This is a genomic window from Pseudomonas taiwanensis (assembly GCF_013393345.1).
GTDB lineage: Bacteria > Pseudomonadota > Gammaproteobacteria > Pseudomonadales > Pseudomonadaceae > Metapseudomonas > Metapseudomonas resinovorans_C.
This window is the reverse complement of sequence record NZ_QJRF01000057.1, coordinates 16,615-32,606: the sequence shown is the minus strand read 5'-3', so window position 1 is coordinate 32,606 and position 15,992 is coordinate 16,615. Positions and strand designations below refer to the sequence as shown.

Here is a 15,992-nt window from a genome sequence, read left to right as displayed (position 1 = left end):
GGGAGAGGGTTGGGGTGAGGGGGAAATGCTGATCACCCGGCCAGAAGCTTCAGATGGACACAGCAATAGGAGCGCTACGCGCTCCTTGGCGAATGAATTCGCCCCCACAGAAGAGGGGCGAATCACGCGCTGAGGTCAGCCCCGCTTCGCCAGAATCGCCCGCGCAACCCGCGAGCCATTCTCCTTGCCGAGCACCGCGCAGATGCGTTGCCCCGCATCCACCAGCTTGCCCATGTCGATACCGGTCTCGATGCCCATGCCATTGAGCAGGTAGAGCACATCCTCGGTGGCGACGTTGCCGGTGGCGCCTTTGGCATAAGGGCAGCCGCCCAGCCCCGCGACCGAGCTGTCGAACACGGCGATGCCTTCCAGCAGGCTGGCGTGGATGTTCGCCACCGCTTGGCCGAAGGTGTCGTGGAAATGGCCGGCGAGCTTGTCGCGCGGCACGCGGGTGCCCACCACGTTGATCAGATGGCGGGTCGCGCCGGCGGTGCCGGTGCCGATGGTGTCGCCCAGGGAAACTTCGTAGCAGCCCATGGCGTACAGCTCGGCGGCGACGGCAGCCACCTGTTCGGCGGGCACCTCGCCGTCATAGGGGCAACCCAGCACGCAGGACACATAGCCGCGCACGCTGATGCCGTTGGCCTTGGCCGCTTCCATCACAGGGACGAAGCGTTCCAGGCTCTCGGCGATGGAGCAGTTGATGTTCTTCTGCGAGAAGGACTCGGACGCGGCAGCGAACACCGCCACTTCCTTCACCCCGGCCTCCACGGCCGCCTCGAAACCCTTGAGGTTCGGTGCCAGGGCCGCGTAGGTGACGCCAACCTTGCGCTGGATCTGCGCGAAGACTTCGGCGGAGCCTGCCATCTGTGGCACCCACTTGGGCGAGACGAAACTGCCGACTTCGACATAGCCGAGGCCGGCGGCGGTGAGGTCGTCCACCAGGCGCACCTTGTCGGCGACGCTGATGGGTTGTTTCTCGTTCTGCAGGCCATCGCGCGGGCCGACTTCGACCAGGCGGACCTTGCTGGGAATAGTCATTGCGTCATCTCTCTTTCGATGCATACAGGCAAGGCGTATCCATTTCGTAGGATGGGTGGAGCGGAGCGATACCCATCAACTCCGCGATGGGTATCGCAGGCTCCACCCATCCTACAGAAGCGCCATGGCAAAGCCTCAGGCCTCTTCCAGCTCCACCAGCGCGGTGCCTTCTTTGACCAGCTCGCCCTCGTTGCAATACAGCGCCTTGACCACGCCGTCGTGGGGCGCGCGGATGCTGTGTTCCATCTTCATGGCTTCGAGCACCACCAGGGCGGTGCCGGCTTCGACCTTCTGACCGGCTTCCACCAGGACACGCACGATACTGCCGTTCATGGGCGCCGTCAGCCCGCCGTGATGGGCGTGGCTGGCTTCCACTTCTTCGATGGGGTCGACGCGGGCGACGCTGCGCAGCTCGCCGTCCCATTCCAGGTAGAGGTTTTCACCGCGACGGATCGCCAGGTGCTGGCGGCGCAGACCGTCCTGCTCCAGGGTGATCTGCTCGCCCTTGAGCTGGATCGGGCTGGCGGCGGCGCCACGCAGGCGCACTACCTGGCGCTCATCGCCGCAGGTCAGATGCAGGTCAGTTTCGCTCGGCAGGCCCGCGCGCCAGCCGCTGTTACGGCTCCACGGCGAGTGCGGGTCGTCGCCGCGTACACGCTCGGCTTCGCCTTGGCGGAAGGCTTCGCCGGCCACCTGCCAGAAGGCCGGGGGCAGGGCGGCCGGGGCGGGCAGCAGTTGCTCCTGGTGACGGGCGATGAAGCCAGTGTCCAGCTCCGCATCGGCGAAGGCCGGATGGGCCAGCACGCGACGAAGGAAGGCCAGGTTGGTCTTGAAGCCGCCTACGGCGGTTTCGTCGAGCATGGCCAGCAGGCGTTGACGGGCTTCCTCGCGGTTCTCGCCCCAGGCGATCAGCTTGGCCAGCATCGGGTCGTAGAAGGGCGAAACTTCGTCGCCTTCGGCAACCCCGCTGTCCACGCGGCGGCCCGGGCCGGCATTGGCTTCGCGGTAGAGGGCGAGACGACCACTGGCGGGCAGGAAGTCCTGGTCCGGGTCTTCGGCGTAGAGGCGCACTTCAATGGCATGGCCGATCAGCGGCACCTGCTCCTGGGTGATCGGCAGTGCTTCGCCACGGGCAACGCGAATCTGCCAGGCCACCAGGTCGAGGCCGGTGATGGCTTCGGTGACCGGGTGTTCCACCTGCAGGCGGGTGTTCATCTCCATGAAGAAGAAGTCGCCGCGCTCGTCCAGCAGGAATTCCACGGTGCCGGCGCCCACGTAGCCGATGGCCTGGGCGGCACGCACGGCGGACTCACCCATGGCCTTGCGGATGTCCGGCGAGAGGCCGGGGGCGGGCGCTTCTTCCACGACTTTCTGGTGACGGCGCTGGATGGAGCAATCGCGCTCGTTCAGGTACAGGCAGTTGCCGTGGCTGTCGGCGAATACCTGGATTTCAACGTGGCGCGGCTTGAGGACGTACTTCTCCACCAGCATGCGCGAGTCGCCAAAGGCAGACTTGGCTTCGCGCTGGGCGGAGGCGAGGGCTTCGGCCAGCTCGCTTTCGCGCTCGACCACCTTCATGCCCTTGCCGCCACCACCAGCGGCGGCCTTCAGCAGCACCGGGTAGCCGATGCGCTCGGCGGCGTCGCGGAAGGTTTCCAGGTCCTGGGCTTCGCCGTGGTAGCCGGGCACCAGCGGTACGCCGGCAGCTTCCATCAGGGCCTTGGCGGCGGACTTGCTGCCCATGGCGTCGATGGCGGTGGCCGGTGGGCCGAGGAAGATCAGGCCGGCATCGGCGATGGCGCGGGCGAAGCCGGCGTTCTCCGAGAGGAAACCGTAGCCGGGGTGGATGGCCTGGGCGCCGCTGACCTTGGCGGCGGCGATCAGCTTGTCCACCAGCAGGTAGCTTTCCGCCGGCTTGGCGCCGCCGAGGTCGACGGCGATATCGGCTTCGCGCACATGGCGGGCGTTGCGGTCGATGGCGCTGTGTACGGCGACGGTACGGATACCCAGCGCCTTGGCGGTGCGCATGACGCGGCAGGCGATCTCACCGCGGTTGGCGATCAGCAGGGTGGTGATCATTCTTATTGCTCCTGCCAGGACGGTTTGCGTTTTTCCAGGAAGGCGCGCAGGCCCTCCTGGCCTTCGGGGCTTACCCGGATGCGGGCGATGGCGCTCTCGGTGTAGCGGCGCAGGTTGGGGCTGAGGACACCGCTGCCGACTTCGCGCAGCAGGTCCTTGGTGGCACTCATGGCCTGCGGGCTGTTCTGCAGCAGGTTGGCGGTCCAGGTTTCCAGCGCCTGGTCCAGCTCCTCGGCCGGGTAGCACTCGGCGAGCAGACCCAGTTCACGGGCACGCTCGCCGCTGAAACGCTCGGCGGTCAGGGCATAGCGGCGCGCGGCGCGTTCGCCGATGGCCTGCACCACGAAGGGGCTGATCACCGCGGGGGCGAGGCCGATGCGTACTTCGGAGAGGGAGAACTGTGCGTCCACGGCGCCGATGGCCATGTCGCAGCAGCTGATCAGGCCCAGGGCGCCACCGAAGGCAGCGCCTTGCACCACGGCCAGGGTCGGTACCTTGAGGTGGTAGAGGTTGTACATCAGCTCGGCCAGCTCGCGGGAATCATCGAGGTTGGCGGCGTAGTCGAGCTGGGCGGATTCCTGCATCCAGGCCAGGTCCGCGCCGGCGGAGAAGTGCCGGCCACGGCCGCGCAGGACCAGGAAACGCACCTTGCCGTGGTCCTTGATGGCGTCCAGGGCGAGGATCAGTTCGCGGATCATCCCGGCGTTGAAGGCGTTGTTCTTCTCCGGGCGGTTGAGCCAGAGGGTGGCGACGCCGTTGTCGGCGAAGTCCAGTTGCAGCGTGGTGAAGTCGGTCATGGTGCTCTCCTGTAGGAGCGAGCTTGCTCGCGATCAGCGGTGGTCCCCGGGTTCGCCAGCAAGCTGGCTCCTACGATGGCTCCACCGCTCGCAAGCAGGGTTTACATCCGGAACACGCCGAAGGTGGTCCGCTCGATCGGGGCGTTGAGGCTGGCGGAGAGGGCGAGGCCCAGCACGTCGCGGGTCTGCGCCGGGTCGATCACGCCGTCGTCCCACAGTCGTGCGCTGGAGTAGTAGGAATGCGCCTGGCGCTCGTACTGCTCGAGGATCGGCTGCTTGATGCGCGCTTCGTCTTCCGCGCTCAGGCTGTGGCCGGCACGTTCGCTCTGTTCCCGCTTGACCTGGGTGAGCACGCCAGCGGCCTGCTCGGCACCCATCACGCCGATGCGCGCGTTGGGCCACATCCACAGGAAGCGCGGATCGTAGGCGCGGCCGCACATGCCGTAGTTACCGGCGCCGAAGCTGCCGCCAATGATCACGGTGAACTTCGGCACCTTGGCGCAGGCCACTGCCGTCACCAGCTTGGCGCCGTGCTTGGCGATGCCGCCTTCTTCGTACTTCTTGCCGACCATGAAGCCGGTGATGTTCTGCAGGAACAGCAGCGGGATGCCGCGCTGGCAGGCCAGTTCGATGAAGTGCGCGCCTTTCTGCGCGGCTTCGGCGAAGAGGATGCCGTTGTTGGCGAGGATGGCGATGGGGTAGCCGTGCAGGTGGGCGAAGCCGCACACCAGGGTGGTGCCGAACAGTGCCTTGAACTCATCGAATTCGGAGTCGTCCACCAGGCGGGCGATGACTTCACGCACGTCGAAGGGCTGCTTGGCGTCAGCCGGGATCACGCCGTACAGCTCGTCACTGGCGAAGCGCGGCGCGAGCGGGGCACGCAGGTTCAGCTCGCCGGACTTGCGCCAGTTGAGGTTGGCGATGCTGCGGCGGGCCAGGGCCAGGGCGTGTTCGTCGCTTTCGGCGTAGTGGTCGGCCACGCCCGAGGTCTTGCAGTGCACATCGGCGCCGCCCAGTTCTTCGGCGGTCACCACCTCACCGGTGGCGGCCTTCACCAGCGGCGGGCCGGCGAGGAAGATGGTGGCCTGGTTGCGCACCATGATGGTTTCGTCGGACATCGCCGGCACGTAGGCGCCACCGGCGGTGCAGGAGCCCATGACCACCGCGATCTGCGGAATGCCCATGGCGCTCATGTTGGCCTGGTTGAAGAAAATGCGGCCGAAGTGCTCGCGGTCGGGGAATACGTCTTCCTGGCGCGGCAGGTTGGCGCCACCCGAGTCCACCAGATAGATGCACGGCAGGCGGTTCTGCTGGGCGATGGTCTGGGCGCGCAGGTGCTTCTTCACGGTCAGCGGGTAGTAGGAGCCGCCTTTCACCGTCGCGTCGTTGGCCACGATCATGCATTCCACGCCTTCCACGCGGCCGATGCCGGCCACGACGCCTGCGGCGGGCACGTCTTCGCCGTACACCTCATGGGCGGCCAACTGGCCGATTTCGAGGAAGGGCGAGCCGGCGTCCAGCAGGCGGTTGATGCGCTCGCGGGGCAGCAGCTTGCCGCGCGAGGTGTGGCGTTCCTGGGCCTTGGCGCCGCCGCCTTCATGGATGCGGCCGAGCAGCGTGTGCAGGGCACCGACCTGTTCGAGCATCGCTGCGCTGTTGCGGGCGAATTCCGGGGAACGGGTATTGATCTGGGTGTGCAGGATGGCCATCTGGCGCGCTCCGTCGAGTGTCTGTACCGGCGCTTTCCTGTAGGAGCCAGCTTGCTGGCGAAGGCTTGTTCGCGAGCAAGCTCGCTCCTACAGGGGCGGTGTGGCGATCAGCGGGTTTCGTTGTACAGCTCGCGGCCGATCAGCATGCGGCGGATTTCGCTGGTGCCGGCGCCGATCTCGTAGAGCTTGGCGTCGCGCAGCAGGCGGCCGGCCGGGTACTCGTTGGTGTAGCCGTTGCCACCGAGCAGCTGGATGGTGTCCAGGGCCATCTTGGTGGCCATCTCTGCGGTGTAGAGGATCACTGCGGCGGCGTCCTTGCGCGATTCCTCGCCGCGGTCGCAGGCCTTGGCAACGTTGTACAGGTAGGACTTGGAGGCGTTCATGCCGGCGTACATGTCGGCCAGCTTGCCCTGCACCAGCTGGAATTCGCCGATGGATTGCTTGAACTGCTGGCGCTCATGCACGTAGGGCAGCACCACGTCCATGCAGGCGGTCATGATCCCGGTCGGGCCACCCGAGAGCACGGTGCGCTCGTAGTCCAGGCCGCTCATCAGCACGGCCACGCCACGGCCTTCCGCACCGAGGATGTTTTCCTCCGGTACTTCAACGTCCTCGAACACCAGCTCGCAGGTGTTGGAGCCGCGCATCCCAAGCTTGTCCAGCTTCTGGTGGCGGGAGAAGCCCTTGTAGTCGCGCTCGACGATGAAGGCGGTCATGCCGCGCGAACCGGCGTTGACGTCGGTCTTGGCATAGATCACGTAGGTGTTGGCGTCCGGGCCGTTGGTGATCCACATCTTGTTGCCGTTGAGCACGTAGCGGTCGCCTTTCTTCTCGGCGCGCAGCTTCATCGACACCACGTCCGAGCCGGCATTGGGCTCGCTCATGGCCAGTGCGCCGACGTGTTCGCCGGAGCACAGCTTGGGCAGGTACTTGAGCTTCTGCTCGTGGGTGCCGTTCTTGCGGATCTGGTTGAGGCACAGGTTGGAGTGGGCGCCGTAGGACAGGCCGACCGAGGCGGACGCGCGGCTGATCTCTTCCATGGCCACCACGTGAGCGAGGTAACCCATGTTGGTGCCGCCGTACTCCTCTTCCACGGTCATGCCCAGCAGGCCCATGTCGCCGAACTTGCGCCACATGTCCATGGGGAACTCATTATCGCGGTCGATCTGCGCAGCACGCGGAGCCAGCTCGGCCTGAGCGAACTGATAGACGGAATCGCGCAGCATGTCGATGGTCTCGCCGAGACCGAAATTGAGGGTGGGATAGCTCATCGTTACACCTGTGCTTGTCATTGTCGGTGAGTGGGGGAGGGGTCAGGCATCGACGCCCTGTTTGCGTTCGGTTTCAGCCATCGCCGCCAGGCAGCGTTCCTCGGCCGTATCCAGTTCCAGCTGCATCTGCTGGATGTCCAGCAACTGCTGTTCAAGCTGCGCGCGGCGCGCGGCGATCTTGCCCATGAAGGTTTCCAGCTGCTTGCGGTTGCCGCTGCTGGGGTCGTAGAGGTCGATCAGTTCCTTGCATTCGGCCAGGGAGAAGCCGATGCGCTTGCCCCGCAGGATGAGCTTCAGCGCCACCAGGTCCTTCGGGCTGTAGATGCGTTCCTGGCCACGGCGCTCGGGGCTGAGCATGCCTTGCTCTTCATAGAAGCGGATGGCGCGGGTGGTGACGTCCAGTTCGCGGGCCAGGTCGGAAATGCTGTAAGTGGTGGGCATGGAAGAGCCGTCTCTGTGTTTACCTTTACGTTAACGTAAACCTGTGCCAACCTGACTGTCAACTACGCACCGCAACGGCAGGCGACGGCCGAAATGGCTTGATACTTGCTCCTTGCGGGGGAAGTGGCCCGCTCTTTACGGACGCGGGCCGGGGGTGTAGACATTCATGGCGTGCGATCAACCGCCGGCCTAAGCCGGGGCGCACGCTGGAGCGAGAGATGGCGCAAGACATTCGAATAAAAACCGCTGCCGATCCATTGCAAGAATCGCGGGAGTTCCGCCTGAAGCTGGCCAGCGAGGGCGAACTGCCCCAGGGCGTGCTGCGCGACGAAATCGATGCCTCCTGGCGGCGCAGCCTGGAGCACGGCCTCAACTGCCTGGAAGGTGACCAGGTGGGGCTGGAGCAGGGCCACGACCTGCAACTGCTGTTGGACAGCAACCGCCTTTTGATCGACGCCGCCACTCCCGAACTCGAATACCTGGTCAGCCAGCAGGGCAAGGGCGGGCTGATCATCCTCGGCGATGCCCAGGCCAACGTCCTCGCCATCGAGGGCCAGACTGAATTCCTCAAGACCTTCGGCCTGCGCGACCTCAAGCCCGGCAGTTGCTGGAGCGAATCCCTGCGCGGCACCAACGCCATCGGCACCGCAGTGGTCGAAGGGCGCCCGACGCTGATCAACTGCGGCGAGCATTACCTCGATCGCCTCAGCCCGTTTTCCTGCACCTCGGTCCCACTGCGTGACCCGCAGGGCCGCGTGATGGGTGTGCTCGACCTGACCCGCGAAGGCGTCATGGCACAGCCCCAGGACAACCTCTCCACGCTGATGCTGGCGGCCGGAAACATCGAGAGCCGCATGTTTGGCCTCTGCTATCCGGACCATCTGGTGCTGTCCTTCCACAACCGCCCGCAATACCTCGGCAGCGCCTGGCACGGCTTGCTGGCGCTGAGCCTCGACGGCGAGGTGCTGGCCGCCAACGAGCGCGCCTGCGACCTCCTGCAGATACGCCGTGAATCCCTGGTGGGACGGCGTTCCAGCGACCTGATCGGCGAGCGCTCGCCGCAGTTCATCGCGCGCCTGTTGCAGGGCGGCGTGAGCAGCGTGCAGACGGCCAAGGGCGAGTTCTTCTTCCGTGCCTTGCAGGTGCCGCGCCACACCAACCTGAGTGGCCCGGCACCTGCTGCCAAGGTTCCGTCCGCGCAGAAGGCCCAACTGCTGGAAGAATTGGCCGGCCGCGACGGCCGCTTCGCCCGTGCCCTGCGCATGGCCCGCCAGGGGTTGGCCAACGAGCTGCCGGTGCTGCTGCTGGGCGAAACCGGTACCGGCAAGGAGGTGGTGGCCCGCGCGCTGCACCAGTCCGGCCCGCGCGCCGACAAACCTTTCGTGGCGGTGAACTGCGCCGCCATCCCTGAAGGCCTGATCGAATCCGAACTCTTCGGCTACCGCGAAGGCGCCTTCACCGGTTCGCGCCGGGGTGGGATGGTCGGCCGACTGATGCAGGCCCACGGCGGCACCCTGTTCCTCGATGAAATCGGCGACATGCCGCTCAGCCTCCAGGCGCGACTGTTGCGCGTGCTGCAGGAGCGCAAGGTGGCGCCGCTGGGTGCCGGGGAAGAGCAGCACATAGACGTTGCGGTGATCTGCGCGACCCACCGTGACCTCAAGCGCCTGGTGCAGGACAAGCACTTCCGCGAAGACCTCTACTACCGCATCAACGGCGTCAGCCTGCGCCTGCCGGCCCTGCGCGAGCGCGATGACCTGGCGGGGATGATCAGCGGCGTGTTGCACAAATTCGGCGCCACCAATGTGAGCCTCGACAAGGACCTCACCGAACTGCTCGCCGGCTACGACTGGCCGGGCAACATCCGCCAGCTGGAAATGGTCCTGCGCTCGGCCCTGGCCATGCGCGAAGAGGGCGAGACGGTGCTTGGTCTCGACCACCTCACCGACAGCCTGCTGGACGACCTGACCGCCAGCTGCCGCCAGCCCGGCAGCATCCGCGAGAACGAACTGGAACTGATCCGCGGCGCGCTGGATCGCCACCAGGGCAATGTGTCGGCCGCCGCCGATTCCCTTGGCATCAGCCGCGCGACGTTGTATCGCAAGTTGAAGCAGCTGCGGGGATGACTCGCCCAAACTGCCAATGTGGGGCTGAAACCCTGTGGGGGCGAATTCATTCGCTAAGCAGACCGCAGGTTTGCCCTGCGAGAGCGAAGGAGGCTGCGTTGCAGCCCATAGCGAATGAATTCGCCCCCACAATTGATCTGCGAATTCTGGCCGTAACTCCATGACCCGCCTCTTCCTCAAACTCGTAGAAACCAGCGACCCCGACCTGCTGCGCCGTGCCCTGGCCTGGCTCTATGGCTTCGTCCGTCCCCAGCTGCGCGCCATCCTGGTGCTGCTCGGCCTGTCCCTCGGCGCATCGCTGCTGGTGCTGGCCCAGCCCTGGCTAACCAAGACCCTGATCGACGACGGGCTGCTGGCCAAGGATTTCAGCAAGCTGGTGCAGGTGGCTATCGCGATGATCGCCGTCGGCATCCTTGGCACGGCGCTGTCGGGTATCAACCGTTACCTGCACACGCGGCTTTCCGGGCGCATCCTCTTCGCCTTGCGGGATGACCTCTATCGCCACCTCCAGCAACTCTCGCCAGCCTTCTACGGTCGCAAGCGCCTCGGCGACATCCTGTCCCGACTCGATGGCGATGTGGCGGAGATCCAGCGATTCGCCGTGGATTCGCTGTTCTCGGCGGTTTCCAGCGTCATCGGCCTGATCGGCGCCGTGACCCTCATGCTGCTGCTGTCCTGGCAATTGTCGTTGCTGCTGGCGCTGTTGATCCCCATCGAAGTGCTCTGGCTGCGCTGGATGCGGCGCAAGGTGGAACGCGAAGTGCGCAGCCTGCGCGAGCGTTCGGCGGATGTGTCGTCCTTCCTGGTGGAAACCCTGCCGGCGATGAAATTCATCCAGGCCGCTGGCCAGCAGAAGCGCGAATCGCGCCGCCTGGAAGGGTTGGGACAGGGCTACATGAGCCAATTGCTGCGGGTGCAGGTCACCGAATTCTTCACGCACGCCGTGCCCGGCACGCTCACCTCGCTGTCCCGCGCCTGCGCTTTCCTCATCGGCGGTTACTGGGTCATACAGGGCACCTGGCAGCTGGGCGCGCTGATCGCTTTCTCCACCTACCTCGGCATGGCCGTGGGGCCGGTGCAGAGCCTGCTGGGCCTCTACGTCGCGCTGCAACGCATGACCGTCAGCCTTGGCCGGGTGATGGAGCTGCAACAGGAGCCGGTGCCGGTACGCCAGCCCGAGTCGCCCAAAGCCATGCCGGAGGGCAGGGGAGAGCTGCGCCTGGAGGGCGTGCACTTCGCCCATGAACAGCGCGCTGGCGCTGTACTGCGCGGGGTGGATGCGGTCATTCCCGCTGGCCTCAAGGTGGCCCTCAGCGGCGCTTCGGGCGTCGGCAAATCCACCCTGATCGACTTGCTGCAACGCTTCTACGACCCGGACCAGGGCCGCGTGCTGCTGGATGGCGCCGACCTGCGCGAGCTGGACCTGTTCGCCCTGCGCCGGCGCATCGCCGTGGTCAGCCAGGACATCGTCCTGTTCCGTGGCACCCTGGCCGAGAACCTTGCCTACAGCGCTCCGGACGCCAGCCGCGAAGCCCTGGAACAGGTGGCGCGGCTGGCTCGGCTCGATAGCCTGATCGAATCCCTGCCGCTGGGCCTGGACAGCCCGTTGGGCGAACGCGGCCAGCAGCTTTCCGGCGGCCAGAAACAACGCATCGCCATCGCCCGCGCACTGTTGCAGGACCCGCTCATTCTCGTGCTGGACGAGGCCACCTCGGCGGTGGACGAAGCCACCGAGCGCGAAGTGATCGCCGCCATCGACCAGCTCTTTGCCGGGCGCACGCGCATCCTCATCAGCCACCGGCCCTCCACTCTGGCCCAGGCTGACATCGCCTTCCGGCTGGAGCACGGCCAGTTGCACAGCCTGGAACCCGAGCAGGTGAGCCATGGCCATTGACCTCGCCATCGGCATCGTCGACAGCGGATTTGCGCAGGAGCAGGCGGGTGTCGTCGCCCAGTCACGTCGCTTCTGGCTGGAAGGTGGGGAATTGCAGGAAGGCGATACCCAGCCCGACGCCCTTGGTCACGGCCGCGTCGTGCTGGATACCTTGACGCGACAGTGCGGCCCGGTCCGACTCTGCGTCGCCCAGGTGTTCGGCGAACGCTGGCAGACCAGCCCGCTGCAAATCGCCGCCGCAGTGCACTGGCTGATCGAACAGGACGTGGCCTTGATCACTATGAGTCTTGGCCTGCGCAACGACCGACCGGTACTGCGCGAGGCCTGCGTGCTGGCCCAGGCCTCCGGCATCCTGCTTTGCGCTTCCAGCCCGGCGCAGGGCGAGCCGGTGTATCCGGCCGCCTATCCGGGCGTGATCCGTGTAACCGGCGACGCTCGCTGCGCGCCGGGGCAGTGGTCCTGGCTGAACAGCCCGCAGGCCGATTTTGGTGCGCATGTCGCGGCGGCCAACGGCGTGGCCGGCGCCAGCGTTGGTTGCGCGGCATTGAGCGGAATTATCGCCGGTTACCTACAGTCCCGTCCTGGCGCCAGTCGTGAATCGGTGCTGGAGTGGCTGCACGAAGGAGCTGCCTATACCGGGCCGGAGCGCCGTGGCCATGCCTGAAATCGTCGTACTCGGTGCCGGACCCGCAGGCGCTGCGGTGGCCTTGGGGCTGAAGCGGCTGGGCTACTCCGTGTGCGTGGTCAGCGAGTGGCGCCGCTTCACGGCCGTAGAAGGCGTCTCCCAGCGTGTGCTGGATGGACTGCGACAGGCCGGCCTGCGACATGCACTTGCCTGCGCTGCCGCTCCTTCGCCGCGTCGTGTCCTGTGGAATGGCGACGGCCAGTCCATCAACCAGGAATGCCTCCTGGACCGCCCGCAGTTCGATACGGCCATCCGCGAAGACCTGCACGCGGCGGGAATCGAAACATTGGAAGCCCGCGTGCTGAAAGTGGCGAGCAGCGACGACGGCCATCTGATCGAGCTCGAATCGGGCGAGCCGCTGCGTGCTGACTTCCTCGTCGAAGCCCGAGGCCGTTCGGCACCGCTGGCCGGCGGCCGCCTGCGCGGGCCGGAAACCCTCAGCCTGCTCAACCAGTGGCAGGAAGCACCGGGCCATCCCGGTTCGGCGGTGGAAAGCCTGCCCGATGGCTGGGCCTGGATGGCGCGCCTGGTCGATGGCCGTTGCTACTGGCAGATCACCCTGGACGCCAGCGGCCTGCCGCCCAAGGACCAGCTCCCAGACTACTGCGCCCAGCGTCGCGCCGAATCCGGTCTGGTGCGCGAGCTGTTCGGCGACGCCGCATTGCAGCCGGCCAGCCTCCATGCGCGCAGCAGCACCGCCATCCTCTTCCATGAAGCCAGCGGCTCGAACTGGCTGAGGGTCGGGGACGCAGCCATGGCCGTGGACCCGCTCTCCGGCAACGGCATCTTCCAGTCCCTGTCGTCCGCCCTGCAGGCACCGGCGGTGATCAATACGATGCTGCAACGGCCGGATCGCGCCGACCTTGCCCGACGCTTCCACCAGCGCAGGGTGGAACATCTCTTCCTGCGCTTCGCCCGCACCGGTCGCGATTTCTACGCCCTGGAGCAGCGCTGGCCCGACCAATCCTTCTGGCGCGACCGGCGCAGCTGGCCGGATGCCGAGCCCATGCATGCGGCGCCTGATTTCAGTCAGGTCAGGGTAGAGCGCGCCCCGGTCATCCACGGTGACCTGATCGAAGAAGTCGAGGTGGTGGTCACCGCCGACCAGCCACTGGGCATGTGGCACCTGCAAGGTGTCGAACTCGCGCCCGTCATCACGGCTCTCCAGCGCGGAGAACTGAACCACGCCCTGGCCGCGTTGCCGGAAGCCCAGCGGCGGATGGTGCAGGGCTGGTTGCTGGCGCAGGGCTATCGGCCCTGAGGCCCGGCGGGCTGGGACCCTCGTTCCAGACGCCCTGAAACAAGCCTGTTCGGCCTGGGGGCTGTCGCATTTGGATCGGTGGGCATCGTCCATGCGCAAGTCGCCTTTGCCAGGTCGCGCGACCATCGCGGGGCACTGACCGTCGCCCGCCACGGCAGGTTTCACCGCTAACAAGAAGAAAGGCATTCAAGCTTGAGGAGGCCCATGCACAAGACACCTGGATCACCCGTCGACAAGGTCGTTTTCTGGGGGGCGGCTGCGATTTCAGCCTCGTTGGTCACCTGGGGGGCTCTCGCGCCCGCGGCCATGGCGACGGCGTCACAGGCGCTGCTGAACACCATCATCGACTGGTTCGGCTGGAGCTTCGTGCTCTCCACGGCATTCTTCCTGGGCTTCGCGCTGTTCCTCGCGTTCAGCCGCTTTGGCCGGATCAGGCTGGGCCAGGATGACGAAGAACCCGAGTTCAGCACGTCGTCGTGGATTGCGATGATGTTCAGTGTCGGCATGGGAATCGGCCTCATGTTCTGGGGTGTGGCCGAACCGATCACACACTTTTCGACGCTGCCCAACGACCTGGCGCCGCCGCACTCCAGGGAGGCGGCCAAGGTGGCCATGGGCTACGCGTACTTCCATTGGGCTTTCCACCCCTGGGCGATCTACGCCATCGTCGGCCTGGTGATGGCTTACTTCTCGTTCCGCAAAGGGCTGCCGAACCTGATCTCCAGCGCCTTCACGCCACTGATCGGCGAGGCGGGCGTTCGCGGGCCATTGGGCAAGTCGATCGACATGCTGGCCGTCCTGGCCACGCTGTTCGGCACCGCCACCTCCCTCGGCCTGGGCGCGCAGCAGATCAACAGCGGTCTCAACTACCTGTGGCACACCGGCGAATCGAACAGCATTGCGTTGGCGATCATCGCGGTGATGACGGTGCTGTTCATCCTTTCCGCGGTGTCCGGCGTGGGCAAGGGCGTGCAGTTCCTGAGCAACGTCAACATGGTGGTCGCGGTGTTGTTGCTGCTGTTCCTGGCGGCGGTAGGCCCAAGCGTATTCATCATGAACACGCTGGTCGCATCGATAGGCGAATACCTCCGGGAGCTGGTGCCGATGTCGTTCCGCACCGCAGCCTTCAGCGATGGCAAGTGGCTCGCTGGCTGGACCATCTTCTACTGGGCCTGGTGGATTTCCTGGGCGCCCTTCGTCGGCACCTTCATCGCGCGGATCTCCCGAGGCCGCACCATTCGCGAGTTCGTCATCGGCGTCATCTTCATTCCCAGTGGAGTCACGATGGTGTGGTTCGCGATCATGGGCGGCGCGGCCCTGTACTCGGAGCTGGCAGGCGCTGGCGGCATCGCCGCCGCCGTGAACGACCAGGGACCGGCGGTGGCGCTCTTCACCTTACTGGGCCAGTACCCCGCTGCGGCACTGACTTCGTTTGCCGCCATCGTGCTGGTCGGCGTGTTCTTCATCTCGGGAGCCGACGCGGGTTCCATCGTCATGGGCATGCTCTGCGCGCGCGGCAGCCTGAAGCCGCCGGGCTGGCTGGTGGTGCTGTGGGGCACGTTGAGCAGTGCGGCGGCCTCGGTGCTGCTGGTGATGGGCGGCCTGGTCGCACTGCAGACCGCAGCCATCATCTTCGCCGCGCCGTTCCTGGCGGTGATGTTGGGGTTGTGCGTGTCGCTGTGGAAGGCACTGCTGAGCGAGCGGCAGGTGAGCGTGGCGCATGAACCGCTCGCCGCGCTCCGTGATCCAGCGGCCGCTTCGGATTAGCGAAGCGAAACCCAACATTGCAAACCTCGATCCCTGCCTTTTTGTAGGAGCGAGCTTGCTCGCGAAAGAACGTGCTCGAACCGTTCGCGAGCAAGCTCGCTCCTACCGGCAGACGAACGGTGCGAAATTCCCCGGAGCAGATGCAGCGAATCCCGTTGTCTAAATTGCCTTGATGGCCGCAGGATCGCGTCCGGAGGCAGCATGAAGCGCCTGCTTCAACAACGTCTTCAAACCCAGGTGGATTTGGTGCTGCCTGGGTTCGAGGTCCTTTGCGAGTTCGGTTTGGGCCAGGTCATCGAGATCCGCCTGCGGCGAAGCAGCTCGCGCGAGTCGATACGCATAACGGGCATCAGGATGGCCGAGCTCCGAGGGCCGGGAGCACTTGATAGGACGATCGAGCAGCTCTTGTTCGAGATTCAGGCCATTGTCGGAGACCTGCCGGCCGAGGACCCGGTCGAGACGAAGTCCGGCTGAGGTGGTTGCAGGTCTTCCTGTCGCTTCAGAGGAGACGCGGCATGGACCGATTCACCGGCGGTTGCCTCTGCGGCAATGTCCGAATCGTGGCGTCGGGGCTCCCGTATCGGGTCGGCCTCTGTCACTGCCTCGATTGCCGCAAGCATCATGGAGCTCTATTCAACGCTTGCGCGGTGTTCCCCCAGGATGCGGTAACCATCGATGGCGAAACCCGTGACTATGCCGGTCGATTCTTCTGTCCCCGCTGTGGTTCATCCGTCTTTGCCCGCAGCTCAGACGAAATCGAAGTGCACCTGGGTGCCCTGGATGCCCCCGACCAACTGATGCCGACCTACGAAAGCTGGATCGTCCGGCGCGAATCCTGGTTGCCGGCATTCCCGCTAGCGCGACACTACGAGCGCGATCGTGACCCCACCGGGCGTTTCGATGAGTAGGGCGGGGCAGCAG

At 65.9% G+C, this 15,992-nt stretch carries 13 protein-coding genes; 7 read left to right on the top strand and 6 right to left on the bottom strand.

Annotated features, from left to right (window positions below; genetic code table 11):
* Positions 1 to 135 precede the first annotated feature (135 nt).
* The 6 genes from DM872_RS12465 to DM872_RS12440 form a co-directional block, all read right to left on the bottom strand.
* Positions 136 to 1,041 carry a hydroxymethylglutaryl-CoA lyase gene (locus DM872_RS12465; RefSeq protein WP_179059791.1) on the bottom strand — a complete coding sequence of 302 codons (906 nt, stop codon included), beginning with the start codon at positions 1,039 to 1,041 and terminating at the stop codon, positions 136 to 138.
* 135 nt (positions 1,042 to 1,176) lie between these two features.
* Positions 1,177 to 3,120: an acetyl/propionyl/methylcrotonyl-CoA carboxylase subunit alpha gene (locus DM872_RS12460; RefSeq protein ID WP_179059790.1), complete on the bottom strand. Its 1,944-nt coding sequence runs from the start codon at positions 3,118 to 3,120 to the stop codon at positions 1,177 to 1,179.
* 2 nt (positions 3,121 to 3,122) lie between these two features.
* Positions 3,123 to 3,917 (bottom strand): gamma-carboxygeranoyl-CoA hydratase, encoded by a 795-nt coding sequence (locus DM872_RS12455; protein WP_179059789.1) that lies wholly within the window; start codon positions 3,915 to 3,917, stop codon positions 3,123 to 3,125.
* Positions 3,918 to 4,018: 101 nt separating this feature from the next.
* Positions 4,019 to 5,626 carry a carboxyl transferase domain-containing protein gene (locus tag DM872_RS12450; protein ID WP_179059788.1) on the bottom strand — a complete coding sequence of 536 codons (1,608 nt, stop codon included), beginning with the start codon at positions 5,624 to 5,626 and terminating at the stop codon, positions 4,019 to 4,021.
* A 107-nt stretch (positions 5,627 to 5,733) separates the two neighbouring features.
* Positions 5,734 to 6,897: an isovaleryl-CoA dehydrogenase gene (locus tag DM872_RS12445; RefSeq protein WP_077526199.1), complete on the bottom strand. Its 1,164-nt coding sequence runs from the start codon at positions 6,895 to 6,897 to the stop codon at positions 5,734 to 5,736.
* A gap of 42 nt (positions 6,898 to 6,939) precedes the next feature.
* Positions 6,940 to 7,338, bottom strand: coding sequence for a MerR family transcriptional regulator (locus tag DM872_RS12440; RefSeq protein ID WP_179059787.1), 399 nt, complete (start codon positions 7,336 to 7,338; stop codon positions 6,940 to 6,942).
* Positions 7,339 to 7,556: 218 nt separating this feature from the next.
* Here DM872_RS12440 and DM872_RS12435 point away from each other — a divergent pair, with 218 nt between their 5' ends.
* From DM872_RS12435 to DM872_RS12405, 7 genes are all read left to right on the top strand, one after another.
* A complete protein-coding gene (locus DM872_RS12435; protein ID WP_179059786.1) occupies positions 7,557 to 9,464 on the top strand; it encodes a sigma-54-dependent Fis family transcriptional regulator in 1,908 nt (635 codons plus the stop codon).
* A gap of 160 nt (positions 9,465 to 9,624) precedes the next feature.
* Positions 9,625 to 11,358, top strand: a complete 1,734-nt coding sequence (locus DM872_RS12430; RefSeq protein WP_179059785.1) for an ABC transporter ATP-binding protein — start codon at positions 9,625 to 9,627, stop codon at positions 11,356 to 11,358.
* Entirely contained in the window at positions 11,348 to 12,022 is a 675-nt protein-coding gene (gene qhpE / locus DM872_RS12425) for a subtilisin-like serine protease QhpE (protein ID WP_179059784.1), read from the top strand. Before DM872_RS12430 ends, qhpE begins: the two co-directional genes overlap by 11 nt.
* Positions 12,015 to 13,304 carry a flavin-dependent monooxygenase QhpG gene (gene qhpG / locus DM872_RS12420; RefSeq protein WP_179059783.1) on the top strand — a complete coding sequence of 430 codons (1,290 nt, stop codon included), beginning with the start codon at positions 12,015 to 12,017 and terminating at the stop codon, positions 13,302 to 13,304. The genes qhpE and qhpG overlap by 8 nt, the downstream gene beginning before the upstream one ends.
* A 204-nt stretch (positions 13,305 to 13,508) precedes the next feature.
* Positions 13,509 to 15,071 (top strand): BCCT family transporter, encoded by a 1,563-nt coding sequence (locus DM872_RS12415; protein WP_179059782.1) that lies wholly within the window; start codon positions 13,509 to 13,511, stop codon positions 15,069 to 15,071.
* A gap of 201 nt (positions 15,072 to 15,272) precedes the next feature.
* Positions 15,273 to 15,545: a hypothetical protein gene (locus tag DM872_RS12410; protein ID WP_179059781.1), complete on the top strand. Its 273-nt coding sequence runs from the start codon at positions 15,273 to 15,275 to the stop codon at positions 15,543 to 15,545.
* A 41-nt stretch (positions 15,546 to 15,586) separates the two neighbouring features.
* The gene (locus DM872_RS12405) at positions 15,587 to 15,979 is read left to right on the top strand and encodes a GFA family protein (protein ID WP_179059780.1); all 393 of its coding nucleotides are present in this window, start codon (positions 15,587 to 15,589) and stop codon (positions 15,977 to 15,979) included.
* Positions 15,980 to 15,992: the final 13 nt, after the last annotated feature.